General features: G+C 53.8%; 11 protein-coding genes. 7 read left to right on the top strand and 4 right to left on the bottom strand.

From position 1 onward, the window contains the following. The first annotated feature begins 25 nt into the window (after positions 1–25). Both AC6I4B_RS17540 and AC6I4B_RS17535 read left to right on the top strand, forming a co-directional pair. On the top strand, positions 26–403 hold the full coding sequence (locus tag AC6I4B_RS17540; protein WP_497767007.1) for a helix-hairpin-helix domain-containing protein: 378 nt from the start codon (positions 26–28) through the stop codon (positions 401–403). Positions 404–512: 109 nt separating this feature from the next. Further along, positions 513–911 (top strand): YbgC/FadM family acyl-CoA thioesterase, encoded by a 399-nt coding sequence (locus AC6I4B_RS17535; RefSeq protein WP_497767006.1) that lies wholly within the window; start codon positions 513–515, stop codon positions 909–911. 310 nt (positions 912–1221) lie between these two features. On the opposite strand, the gene queC is transcribed toward AC6I4B_RS17535, so the two are convergent. Both queC and AC6I4B_RS17525 read right to left on the bottom strand, forming a co-directional pair. After that, entirely contained in the window at positions 1222–1917 is a 696-nt protein-coding gene (gene queC / locus AC6I4B_RS17530; protein WP_497767004.1) for a 7-cyano-7-deazaguanine synthase QueC, read from the bottom strand. A 67-nt stretch (positions 1918–1984) separates the two neighbouring features. Beyond that, complete coding sequence (locus AC6I4B_RS17525; RefSeq protein WP_497767003.1) at positions 1985–3685, bottom strand: SgrR family transcriptional regulator; 1701 nt, start codon at positions 3683–3685, stop codon at positions 1985–1987. A gap of 99 nt (positions 3686–3784) precedes the next feature. Between AC6I4B_RS17525 and cof the strand changes: the two genes are divergently transcribed. Beyond that, entirely contained in the window at positions 3785–4603 is an 819-nt protein-coding gene (gene cof, locus AC6I4B_RS17520; RefSeq protein ID WP_497767001.1) for an HMP-PP phosphatase, read from the top strand. 67 nt (positions 4604–4670) lie between these two features. Here the strand turns inward: cof and AC6I4B_RS17515 are convergent, their stop codons facing one another. Further along, complete coding sequence (locus AC6I4B_RS17515; RefSeq protein ID WP_497772223.1) at positions 4671–5540, bottom strand: N-acetylmuramoyl-L-alanine amidase; 870 nt, start codon at positions 5538–5540, stop codon at positions 4671–4673. 675 nt (positions 5541–6215) lie between these two features. Continuing rightward, positions 6216–7265 (bottom strand): PLP-dependent cysteine synthase family protein, encoded by a 1050-nt coding sequence (locus tag AC6I4B_RS17510; protein WP_497772221.1) that lies wholly within the window; start codon positions 7263–7265, stop codon positions 6216–6218. Between the two features lie 115 nt (positions 7266–7380). Here AC6I4B_RS17510 and AC6I4B_RS17505 point away from each other — a divergent pair, with 115 nt between their 5' ends. From AC6I4B_RS17505 to glnK, 4 genes are all read left to right on the top strand, one after another. Continuing rightward, positions 7381–7839 (top strand): Lrp/AsnC family transcriptional regulator, encoded by a 459-nt coding sequence (locus tag AC6I4B_RS17505; RefSeq protein WP_035895169.1) that lies wholly within the window; start codon positions 7381–7383, stop codon positions 7837–7839. Between the two features lie 99 nt (positions 7840–7938). After that, positions 7939–9714 carry a SmdA family multidrug ABC transporter permease/ATP-binding protein gene (locus AC6I4B_RS17500; RefSeq protein ID WP_497766999.1) on the top strand — a complete coding sequence of 592 codons (1776 nt, stop codon included), beginning with the start codon at positions 7939–7941 and terminating at the stop codon, positions 9712–9714. Beyond that, complete coding sequence (locus tag AC6I4B_RS17495; RefSeq protein ID WP_497766998.1) at positions 9707–11485, top strand: SmdB family multidrug efflux ABC transporter permease/ATP-binding protein; 1779 nt, start codon at positions 9707–9709, stop codon at positions 11483–11485. Before AC6I4B_RS17500 ends, AC6I4B_RS17495 begins: the two co-directional genes overlap by 8 nt. Positions 11486–11694: 209 nt before the next feature. Next, positions 11695–12033 carry a P-II family nitrogen regulator gene (glnK, locus tag AC6I4B_RS17490; RefSeq protein ID WP_004858743.1) on the top strand — a complete coding sequence of 113 codons (339 nt, stop codon included), beginning with the start codon at positions 11695–11697 and terminating at the stop codon, positions 12031–12033. Positions 12034–12056 lie beyond the last annotated feature (23 nt).

The following is a 12056-nucleotide window of genomic DNA, read 5'->3' as shown; positions in this document are numbered from 1 at the left end:
AATTAACCAACAAGGAGAAATCAAGATGAAATGTGGAATCAAAATGTGTGTGATGGCTGCCGTACTGGCGTGTTCAGGAATGGCGGGTAGCGTTCAGGCCGCGCAACTGACGGCGCAAAAAACACAGGTATCTCAAACGAAAGCCAGCGAGGCGCCGACAGATTCCGCCAAATCCGCAGTGAGCGCTAAAACGGCTGACGATGAAGGCACCAGGGTAAATATCAATAGCGCATCAGCGGAGGAACTCGCGCGGGTGATGAACGGTGTTGGGTTGAAAAAAGCGCAGGCTATTGTCAGCTATCGTGAAGAGTACGGCCCCTTCAAAACAGTGGATGACCTCAAGCAAGTGCCTGGTATGGGGGCGTCGTTGGTTGAGCGAAATCTTACCCATCTCACGCTTTAATTCGTCCAGTCAGTTTGCACTCGGCTGAAAATTTGCCAGACTAAAGAGGTCATACCAGTGGTATGACCTCTGACTCTATTAATGACAACAATAGTAAGGCTATGGCGCTATGCAGACGCAAATAAAAGTTCGCGGTTATCATTTGGACGTTTACCAACACGTTAATAACGCTCGTTATCTGGAGTTTCTTGAAGAGGCTCGCTGGGAAGGGCTGGAAAGTAGCGCTGGGTTCCAGTGGATGAGCGCAAACCACATCGCCTTTGTGGTGGTGAATATCAACATTAATTATCGGCGTCCTGCGGTGCTGGGCGATTTACTCACGGTGACCAGCAAAGTTGAGCAACTGAATGGCAAAAGCGGTGTGTTAAGCCAGGTGGTTACGCTTGAGCCTGAAGGGCAGGTGGTTGCCGATGCGCAGATCACCTTCGTGTGTATTGATTTGAGAACACAAAAGGCGCTGCCGCTGGAAGGTGTGTTGCGTGAGCATCTGGAGCTGATGGTGGAGTAATTCCGCCAGATTTTTTGTTGCACGACGTGCAATGCCTGATGGCGCTTCGCTTATCAGGCCTACGCGAAAGCTGATACCGGTGTAGGCCGGGTAAAGCAACGCCGCCATCCGGCAAAACAGCACCGTGCTGCCTGATGGCGCTTCGCTTATCAGGCCTACGCGAAAGCTGATACCGGTGTAGGCCGGATAAGGCATCGCCCCCATCCGGCAAAACAGCACCGCAATGCCTGATGGCGCTTCGCTTATCAGGCCTACGCGAAAGCTGATACCCGTGTAGGCCGGGCAAGCGCAGCGCCCCCGGCAATGACGATTACTTCAAACCGGTTTTTTGCTTCATTGCCGCCATCACAGCAGGCTTATCGGCCAGATAGTTATTTAACCCGTTAGCGCGCAGATTGCAGGCCGCACAATGGCCACAGCCATCGCCCTTGATACCGTTATAACAAGTGAGCGTTTCGCTGCGCACTAACTCTAGCTTGCCCCAATAATCGGCGAGCGCCCATGTTTCAGCTTTATCCAGCCACATCAGCGGCGTTTCAAAACGAATATCTTTCGCCATACCCAGGCTCACCGCATGGTTCAGCGCTTTAACAAACTCGTCGCGGCAGTCTGGGTAACCAGAAAAATCGGTTTCACACACGCCGGTAATGACCGCTTCCGCTTTAACCTGATAGGCGTAAATTGCCGCCAGCGTCAGGAACAGAATATTGCGCCCTGGAACAAAAGTATTGGGAATGCCGTCAGCATCCGGTTCGTAATCCGGTACGGGGATGCTGTCGCGGGTCAGGCTGCTCACCGCCAATTCATTCAGCAGGGTGACATCCAGCACTTTATGTGCGCGAGCGCCCAGGGTCAGAGCCAGCTCACGAGCAACGTCAATTTCTGCGCGATGGCGCTGACCATAATCAAACGTGACACAGTGAACTTCATCATAGTGATGCAACGCCTGCACCAGACATGTAGTGGAGTCTTGTCCACCGCTAAAGACGACAACGGCACGTTTCATGGCTTTTCCTGTCTCTGATTCTCAAAGCCGCTATGGTAACGCCTGTGCGCCGTGGCGACCAGCTTCTTCACCGGGAGACGGGCGGCAGCCAGGCTTCGGCAAAATCAAACCAACCACGGGCATTCAGGCGAATACCGTTAACGCCCGGCGGCGCGCTCACCTGATATTGGTAATTAAATAGCGGTGTCAGAATCGCATCACGCATCAGACGGGTAAAAATATGTTTCAGCGCGGCAATACGCTGCCGATCTTCGGGCAGGGCTTGTGCCTCGTCTAGCTCGGCGTTGACTCGCGCTGCCTGGCTGTCAGTCAATAACGCGGGCCAAAGCGCGTCACAGCGCAGCCATTGTTCTAGCGCGTATTCCGGCATTTCGCCAATCAGGCGGTCGCCCATAAACAGGTCGGCCTGCGGCAAATATGGGCAGCCGTTCCAGCTTTTGGCGTTGTAGAACAGCACTGTCAGTTCACAGCCAAGCTGTGCCAGTGCGGTTTTTAGCTGTTCTGCCATGGTGTGCAGTTCAACCGGTAGATGATAAAGCAGGGTGAGTTTAGCTGGCAGGGGAACCTCCGGCACTTCATGGAGCAACGGAATCGCCCAGCCTGGCAGCAACTCCTCGCTGGGCGTAATTAGGTTTTCCCCTAATGGCAGGCTTTGTAGCAGGCCGGAACGGTGAATGATGGCTAATACCCGCTGCGCTTGCGCCATGCTGAGGCGTGGGCTTTGGCGCAGTGCTAAATAGCAGAAACCGAGGCTAATACTGTGGCTCACCAGGCGCAGATCGCCTAACTCCTCTGGCTTACCGATGGCTATCTGGACCGGATGCTGACAACTTGTACCTAAACCCTGCTCAAAAAGCTGTGGCGTTATCCAGTATTCAATGGCTTGCAGCAGTGGATGGCTCAAATGGTAGCGAGAGTGGCTCTCAAGGCGAACCCACTCCGGCTCAAAGATTTTCAGCATAAACGGCCCCGTGCCCTGCGTGGGAATATCCGGGTGTGCCAGCACGCTACAGTAACTTGCCAGACGGTGCGGTAGCCAAAAGTCCGGGCGATGCAGCGTAAATGTCAGGCACTGAGGGTGGGTTTGTTCAATGGTAGCGACGCTGGAAAACAGCTTTGCCAGCTCGGGCAACTCCATCAACATCAGCAACCGGCGGCGCAACTGCTCTGTTTCTACGGCGTCGCCGTTGTGCCAGTGCAACGTCGAGCGGATATAAAACTGCCAGCAAAGCCCGTCGGCAGAAACCGACCAGTGATGCGCTAAATCCCCCTGCGGTTGGGAGGCATCGCGGTTGAAGCGGGTCAGGCCAGAGTAAATTTGCCCGGCCAGATGTTGTTCGGCACGGCCTGCTAAAAAACCCGGATGCAACGGTTCTAAAGGTCGGTAGTAGGGGATACGCAGCGTGGGCGTGTTGTTTTGCCATTGGCCGCCGAGAAACGGGTGCAGCAGCGCCCGTAGTTCGACCGGCGCAATTTGCGCCAGCTCCAGCGCATTGTGCTGCTGCCCACGGTTGAGCGCTATCTCCATCATCTCGTTGCGCAGGGCATCCGGCGAGGTATGAAACGTCAAACGCCCGCGTTTGCCGCGCCCCGACTGCGACTGCCAGCTCAGCCATCCCGCCTCTTGCGCCTGGCGTAGCAGTGTGCGCACGTGCCGCTCACTACAAAAGCAGCGCGCCGCCAGCTCGGCGATGGTGGCCTGTTGCTCATCACCCTGCGAAGGTTGCCACAGACGTTGGAATTGATTTAAACGGTTTAACTGGCGCATAAAAACCCGGAACAATAAATATGAAGTATTCAGTATTACTTCCGTATATCCCAGCGGATACTGAGTGGCAAGAGAGCACGATCACGAGCGGGATAAAAAATGGCAAAACTGGCGGCGTTTGATATGGATGGCACACTTTTGATGCCAAATCATCGATTGGGTGACAGAACCGTGGCGGCATTACAACGGCTGCGCGAACACAATATCACGCTGACGTTTGCCACGGGCCGACACGTGCTGGAGATGCGCCCGCTGGTGGAAAAGCTGTCGCTCAACGCGTTTTTGATTACCAGCAACGGTACTCGCGTTCATTCACCGCAGGGTGAGCTATTACATCAAAGCGATCTCCCCCCAGATGTTGCAGAGCTGGTGCTGCATAGCCATTGGGATACTCAGGCCAGCATCCACATCTTTAACGATAACGGCTGGTTTACCGGATACGAAGTCCCGCAGATGTTGCAGGCGCACTCTCTGAGCGGTTTTCGTTATCAGTTGTGCGACTTGCGACGGATCCCCGCGCATCAGGTGACTAAAATCTGTTTCTGTAGCGATCACGACTCTCTCTGCCATCTGCGAATTCAACTGATGGAAGCGTTAGAGGAGCGCGCTGATATCTGCTTTTCGGCGGTAAACTGCCTGGAAGTGCTGCCGCTTGGCAGTAATAAAGGCTCGGCGCTGGCGGTATTGGGTTCGCATCTTGGCGTCGAGATGGGCGAATGTATGGCTTTTGGCGATGCGATGAACGACCGCGAAATGTTAGAGCGCGTGGGCCGTGGCGTGATCATGGGCAACGCGATGGGGCAGCTTAAAGCTGCGCTGCCTCACTTACCGATTATCGGAGACTGCAACACTCAGGCGGTTTCCCACTATTTAACACATTGGCTGGACACACCTAATCTTCCTTATTCCCCCGAATAGAGAGACCTTCCAGCAAGCCAGGCTTAATCAGCCTGGCTTTTTTTATTGCCTACTCGACTTCCCCGTTTCAGATAACCTTCGGTGGTATCTGGGGAGGCGTATTACGATATTTTTCTAGCAACGCACGGGCAATGGCTTCGGTTTCTGCATCGGCATTACCGCTGATATCTGCTGGCCGGAAGTGCATCTGAAAGGCACTGAGTGTTTTCCGCGTTTCTTCATCCAGAATGCCATTCTGGGGGATCTGGTCATAGCCGTACTGCTTCAGCAATGACTGAATGGTGTTGACCTCAGCAGGGGAGTCCGGTGAACGATCTGCAAGATATTTGCTGACGGTCGATTTATCAGGCCAGGCACCTATCCCCATTGTAGCAAGGCGCTCCCAGGGGAATAGTTTTCCAGGATCTTGTTTACGAAGAGGGGCAATGTCGCTGTGTCCGAGCACATTATCAGGCGAAATCTGATAACGTTGAATAATATCCCTGGCGATGGCAGCCACGGCGACTATCTGGTTTTCGTTGAAAGGATACCAGGTTCGCCGTCCCAACAGACTATCGGTATATCCTGGGTTGACAATTTCTATTCCGATAGAAGTATCATTGAGGTTGGTCCTGCCATTCCAACTGCTGACACCGGCGTGCCATGCCCGCTTGTTTTCGTCAACTAACTCAAAGACGACGGGTTTATCCTGTATTAATTGCGGTTCTTTCGGCACCAGGTAATGGGCGCTGACCAGGTTCTTTGTGAGTGTTTTCAGTGAGTGATAGTCATCCAGTGCGGTATAGTGCATAACAAGAAACCGAACCCTTTCATTCTGACTGGTGGCTTTAAAAGCATGGTTGGCAAAATAATCTTTACGCGCCTCAATGTCAGTTGGGCGCGTTGCGCAACCTGACAACATGACCGCCAGAATGGCTGATGCCATTACCTTCTTAATTACCGCCGAATGGGGTGATAAAATATCTTTCTGCATTATTGTAAGCTCCATTTAGAATACTGAGTCGCCCCTTTAGGGGGACGCCTGTGTTAAATTTGTTGTGTCTGTGAGTGGGCTGTTTTATTTATAAGGCGCAGGAGAGGTTGGGCGGATATCTTCATGGCAGGGTTAAGGCTCTCAATGGCGTGGCCCTATAAAGCGGGTTCTTTTCTCTCGAAGGGAATAATTTCAACTTCGTCGCTGAGTCATTCAGCTATGGAGTGACATTATTTAAATAAAAGCCCTTAAATATCTTTTTGCGCTATAGCAGTAGAACGCCCTCTTTCTTCTGATGAGTTAATCTATGTGGGGTTCTGTTATTTCAAATGTCAGCCGTTAAAGTTAAATTACAAATATAAAAATAAGTAATTCTGGCGAGATGGTATTATCCAGACTGTCTGGGGGCTATCGGTTTTATACCTGATTTAAAGGTGTTGAAAATACTAGCGGTCTGCTGGAGATAGACATTGTTAGAGGGAGTTATTGGGTTTAATACGGTGGTGGTTACACAGGGTCAACAGTAGCTTTTCCCACATGTAAGGAAGCACCGACGCAACGATGAACGCACGGTGCTTTACAGGCTGGACGAGATAACGGTTCTTAATCGAACGGCATCGTCTTCTAAAAGGCGGGTTTTTATTGTGCGAGTAACTGGTTGATTTTGTTATGCCACGGTGCAACGTCGCCAATATTTTCCGAAACCCACTGCGGGTTGTAGTAGGTATCCAGGTAACGCTCGCCGCTATCGCACAGCAGAGTAACGATAGAACCTGTTTTCCCCTCTGCGCGCATTTGCGCCGCCAGTTGCAGGGCGCCCCACATATTGGTGCCGGTTGATGCACCGACTTTCCGTCCCAGTTGACTTTCCAGCCACTGCGCGGTGGCGACGCTCGCGGCATCGGGCACTCGCATCATGTCATCGACCACATCGGGAATAAACGACGGCTCAACGCGTGGGCGACCAATCCCTTCTATTTTGCTGCCGATGGAACCGCGCAGGCTGGCGTCACGGCTGTGCCAGTAATCCATAAACACTGAGTTTTGCGGATCAACGACCATCAACTGCGTTTCGTAACCCTGGCAGCGAATATAGCGGCCAATGGTGGCGGAAGTGCCGCCAGTCCCAGCGCTCATCACTATCCAGGCTGGTTCCGGGTGCGGCTCGTGGGACATCTGGCGGAAAATGCTGTCGGCGATATTATTGTTGCCGCGCCAGTCGGTGGCGCGTTCCGCATAGGTGAACTGATCCATATAATGGCCGTTCAGATCGCGCGCCAGCGTTTCAGAAGCGGCGTAGATTTCCGCCGCGTTGTTGACGAAATGACAGCGCCCGCCGTAGAACTCAATTTGTTCCACTTTGCGTTTCGCAGTACAAGAAGGCATGACGGCGATAAACGGCAACCCCAACAGCCGCGCAAAATAGGCCTCGGACACCGCCGTTGAACCGGAGGACGACTCAATGATTTGCGTGCCTTCCTGAATCCAGCCGTTGCACAAACCGTACAGGAACAGCGAGCGTGCTAAACGGTGCTTCAGGCTACCGGTTGGGTGCGTGCTTTCATCTTTCAAATAGAGCTGAATACCGGGGAAGGCGGGCAGCATCAGGCGAATCAAATGCGTGTCGGCGCTGCGTTGGTAATCGGCGTTGATTTCACTAATCGCGTTTTTGACCCAGGTGCTTTTCATCATCATTTCCCGTTTGTCATTTTGTGCCCAGCTTAGCGAAAAGTGCAGAAAAAATTGTTGCTATCTAACCTTTAAAATACAATTAAGAGAGAAATATTTTCTCTCGGTGGGCGAAATGTTAGATAAAATTGACCGAAAGCTACTGGCTTTGCTCCAGAATGACTGCACACTCTCTTTGCAGGCGTTGGCAGATGCCGTTAATCTGACTACCACACCGTGCTGGAAACGGCTCAAACGGCTGGAAGATGACGGTGTGTTGCTGGGTCGCGTGGCGCTGCTGGACGCCGAAAAACTTGGCTTAGGATTAACGGCCTTTGTGCTGATAAAAACACAACATCACAGCAGCGACTGGTACAGCCTTTTTGTGAGCGAAGTGACGCAAATGCCTGAAGTGTTGGGCTTCTGGCGCATGGCGGGGGAGTATGACTACCTGATGCGCGTCCAGGTTGCGGACATGAAACGCTACGATGATTTTTATAAAAGCCTGGTGAACCGCGTCCCCGGATTGTCAGACGTCACCTCAAGCTTTGCGATGGAACAAATTAAATACACCACAGCGCTCCCCATCGAATAACGCTTTCTCTGGGATCTAACTCTATGAATTTCAAGGTGTCATGGCATATGCCTCGGCATCTTGAAAAACGGTGAGTGTACACGTTCAGGATTTTACCGCGTGCGATTATTTGCTCAATTAAGTTGGTACTTCCGCCGAGAATGGCGTCGTTATCTCGGCGCAGTCTCGTTGCTAATCATCATTGCCATCCTGCAACTCATCCCGCCTAAAGTGGTGGGGATTGTGGTTGATGGCGTGACTCAACATCGCCTCACCACCGGACAGGTGATGATGTGGCTAGGCACTATGGTATTGATTGCCGTGGTGGTTTATCTGCTGCGCTACGTTTGGCGCGTACTGTTGTTTGGTGCGTCCTATCAGTTGGCGGTTGAACTGCGCGAAGACTTTTACCGTCAGCTGAGCCGCCAGCATCCCGAATTTTATCTGCGCCACCGCACCGGTGACCTCATGGCGCGCGCCACCAATGACGTTGACCGCGTCGTTTTTGCCGCTGGGGAAGGCGTGTTAACGCTGGTTGACTCACTGGTGATGGGCTGCGCGGTGCTGATTGTGATGTCCACACAACTTAGCTGGCAGTTAACGCTGCTGGCGTTGCTGCCGATGCCGGTTATGGCGTTGGTGATCCATCGCTACGGCAACCTGCTGCATGAACGCTTTAAAGTGGCTCAGGCGGCATTTTCCAGCCTTAATGACCGCACCCAGGAAAGCCTGACCAGCATTCGGATGATCAAAGCCTTTGGCCTTGAGGATAGGCAATCGGCGCAGTTTGCCGCCGATGCGGCAGATACTGGCGTAAAAAACATGCGCGTGGCGCGCATTGACGCCCGTTTCGATCCGACGATATATATCGCCATCGGTATGGCTAACCTGCTGGCGATCGCCGGGGGAAGCTGGATGGTGATGCAAGATGAGCTGACGCTCGGACAGCTCACCAGCTTTATGATGTATCTGGGACTGATGATTTGGCCGATGCTGGCGCTGGCCTGGATGTTCAACATTGTGGAGCGCGGCAGCGCGGCCTATAGCCGTATCCGCACGCTACTGGCGGAAGCGCCCGTGGTTAACGATGGTGACCAACCGGCTCCTGAAGGGCGTGGCTCGTTGGCGCTGGCGATTCACCGCTTTACCTACCCACAAGCCGATAAACCGACGCTGAGCGACGTCAACGTTACGCTGCAACCGGGCAATATGCTGGGGATTTGCGGGCCGACAGGCTCGGGGAAATCGACGATCCTGTCGCTGATTCAGCGCCATTTTGATATCGATGAAGGAGACATTCGCTTCCACGATATCCCGCTGCGCCAGCTTCAGTTGGACACGTGGCGCAGCCGCCTGGCGGTGGTGAGCCAAACGCCATTTCTCTTTTCTGACACTGTCGCCAGCAATATTGCGCTGGGTTGCCCAAGCGCAACGCAAGAGGAGATTGAGCGCGCTGCACGTTTAGCCTGTGTGCATGACGACATTCTGCGCTTGCCGCAAGGCTATGACACCGAGGTTGGCGAGCGCGGTGTGATGCTTTCCGGCGGTCAAAAACAGCGTATTTCGATTGCTCGAGCGCTGTTGCTGGAAGCGGAAATCCTGATCCTCGACGATGCGTTGTCGGCGGTTGATGGTCGCACTGAGCACCAAATTCTGCATAACCTGCGCCAGTGGGGCGAGGGGCGCACGGTGATTATCAGCGCGCATCGCTTGTTGGCGCTGCTCGATGCCAGCGAAATCATTGTGATGCAGCATGGGCATATTGCCCAGCGCGGGCAGCACGAACAACTGGCGGCGCAGCCTGGGTGGTATCGCGATATGTACCGTTATCAACAGTTAGAGGCTGCGCTCAATGACGTGCCGGAAGAAGACAAACCGGAGGGAGCCGATGCGTAGTTTTGGGCAACTGTGGCCAACCTTAAAACGCCTGCTGGCTTATGGCTCGCCGTGGCGTAAACCGCTGACTATTGCGGTGGTGATGCTGTGGGTAGCGGCGGCGGCGGAAGTCAGCGGGCCGCTGCTGATAAGCTACTTTATTGACAATATGGTGGCAAAAGAGAGTTTACCGCTTGGTAAAGTTGCTGGGCTGGCAGCGGCCTATATCGGCCTGCAACTGCTGGCGGCGGGGCTGCATTACAGTCAGTCGCTGTTGTTTAATCAGGCGGCAGTCGGCGTGGTGCAACAATTGCGCAGCGACGTTATGGATGCCGCGCTACGCCAGCCGCTGAGCGAGTTTGATACGCAACCAGTCGGGCAGCTTATCTCCCGCGTCACCAACGACACTGAAGTGATTCGTGACCTGTATGTAACGGTTGTCGCGACAGTACTGAGAAGTGCGGCGCTGATCGGCGCGATGCTGGTGGCGATGTTCAGCCTGGACTGGCGAATGGCGCTGGTGGCCATCACGATTTTCCCGGCTGTTATGACCGTGATGATTATCTATCAACGCTACAGCACGCCGATTGTGCGCCGCGTGCGCGCCTACCTGGCGGATATCAACGATAACTTTAACGAAGTCATTAACGGCATGAGCGTGATTCAGCAGTTCCGCCAACAGGTGCGCTTTGGCGAGCGTATTGGCGACGTTAGCCGTTCGCACTATATGGCGCGTATGCAAACGCTGCGTCTGGACGGTTTCTTGCTGCGCCCGCTGCTGAGCCTGTTTTCCTCGCTGGTGCTGTGTGGCCTGCTGATGCTGTTCGGTTTTAGCGCACAGGGCACTATCGAAGTGGGTGTGCTGTACGCTTTCATCAGTTACCTGGGGCGGCTCAACGAACCGCTTATCGAACTCACTACCCAACAGTCGATGCTGCAACAGGCGGTGGTGGCTGGGGAGCGTGTCTTTGAACTGATGGACGGGCCGCGCCAGCAATACGGTAGCGATATGGCCCCGTTAGAGAGCGGTAATATCGATATCGATAATGTTTCGTTTGCTTATCGCGATGACAAACTGGTGCTGCAAAATATTTCGCTGTCGATTCCGGCGCGCAGTTTTGTGGCGCTGGTTGGTCATACCGGTAGCGGAAAAAGTACCCTTGCCAGCCTGTTAATGGGCTATTACCCGCCAAACTCTGGCGAGATCCGCCTCGGAGGCCGCCCGTTACCGAGCTTAAGCCATCAGGTGCTGCGGCAGGGTATTGCGGTGGTGCAACAAGATCCGGTTGTGCTGGCAGACTCGTTCTTTGCCAACGTGACGCTGGGGCGAGAGATCAGCGAAGCGCAGGTTTGGCAGGTGCTGGAAACGGTGCAACTGGCAGCGCTGGCGCGTGGCATGAGCGACGGTATCCACACCCATTTGGGCGAGCAGGGGAATAACCTCTCGGTTGGGCAGAAACAACTGCTGGCGCTGGCGCGGGTGTTGGTGGAAACACCGCAGGTGCTGATTCTTGATGAAGCCACCGCCAATATCGACTCTGGCACTGAGCAGGCCATTCAGCAGGCGCTGGCAGCGGTACGCCAGCACACCACGCTGGTGGTTATCGCGCACCGTCTTTCGACGATTGTCGAAGCTGATACCATTATGGTGCTTCATCGCGGGCAGGCCGTTGAGCAGGGCACGCATCAGCAACTGCTTGAAGCGAAAGGGCGTTACTGGCAGATGTACCAGCTACAGCTAGCCGGAGAAGAACTGGCCGCCAGCGCGCAGGACGAAGCATTGACCGCCTGATGCACCAGCGTTAAGCATTTTTCTAACACATGGGTTTGCCAAAACGCATCATGCACCTGCATGGTGCGTTTTTTGTTTATCGTGCGGTATTGTCGCCACGAAAACCCCCATTCCAGCCGCTCGGCACTCGAATTTTCATTTCTGGCATGTCCCTTGCTTTACCTCTTTGGAGTACGCAGCCACTACCGAATTCTGACTGGAGGGGATCTATGAAGCTGGTTACCGTGGTAATCAAACCATTCAAACTTGAAGACGTTCGCGAAGCGCTGTCTTCTATCGGCATTCAGGGCTTAACGGTGACAGAAGTGAAAGGCTTTGGTCGCCAGAAAGGCCACGCCGAGTTGTATCGTGGCGCGGAATACAGCGTCAACTTCCTGCCGAAAGTAAAGATTGATGTGGCTATCGCCGACGATCAGCTCGATGAAGTCGTCGATGTGATAAGCAAAGCCGCTTACACCGGAAAAATTGGCGACGGTAAGATTTTTGTTGCCGAACTACAGCGCGTCATCCGCATTCGTACCGGCGAAGCCGACGAAGCGGCGCTGTAATTATCCCACGACGCACAGTAATA

It is taken from the genome of Kluyvera fluvialis (assembly GCF_059725275.1).
The sequence above is the reverse complement of the archived record's forward strand: the minus strand, read 5'-3'. Positions and strand labels throughout refer to the sequence as shown.

Bases quoted from the DNA above. Each gene is read 5' to 3' on its own strand.
- cof (WP_497767001.1), top strand. From the start codon at position 3,785: ATGGCAAAACTGGCGGCGTTTGATATGGATGGCACACTTTTGATGCCA.
- AC6I4B_RS17505 (WP_035895169.1), top strand. From the start codon at position 7,381: ATGTTAGATAAAATTGACCGAAAGCTACTGGCTTTGCTCCAGAATGAC.
- AC6I4B_RS17535 (WP_497767006.1), top strand. From the start codon at position 513: ATGCAGACGCAAATAAAAGTTCGCGGTTATCATTTGGACGTTTACCAA.
- glnK (WP_004858743.1), top strand. From the start codon at position 11,695: ATGAAGCTGGTTACCGTGGTAATCAAACCATTCAAACTTGAAGACGTT.
- AC6I4B_RS17510 (WP_497772221.1), bottom strand. From the start codon at position 7,265: ATGAAAAGCACCTGGGTCAAAAACGCGATTAGTGAAATCAACGCCGAT.
- queC (WP_497767004.1), bottom strand. From the start codon at position 1,917: ATGAAACGTGCCGTTGTCGTCTTTAGCGGTGGACAAGACTCCACTACA.
- AC6I4B_RS17540 (WP_497767007.1), top strand. From the start codon at position 26: ATGAAATGTGGAATCAAAATGTGTGTGATGGCTGCCGTACTGGCGTGT.
- AC6I4B_RS17525 (WP_497767003.1), bottom strand. From the start codon at position 3,685: ATGCGCCAGTTAAACCGTTTAAATCAATTCCAACGTCTGTGGCAACCT.
- AC6I4B_RS17495 (WP_497766998.1), top strand. From the start codon at position 9,707: ATGCGTAGTTTTGGGCAACTGTGGCCAACCTTAAAACGCCTGCTGGCT.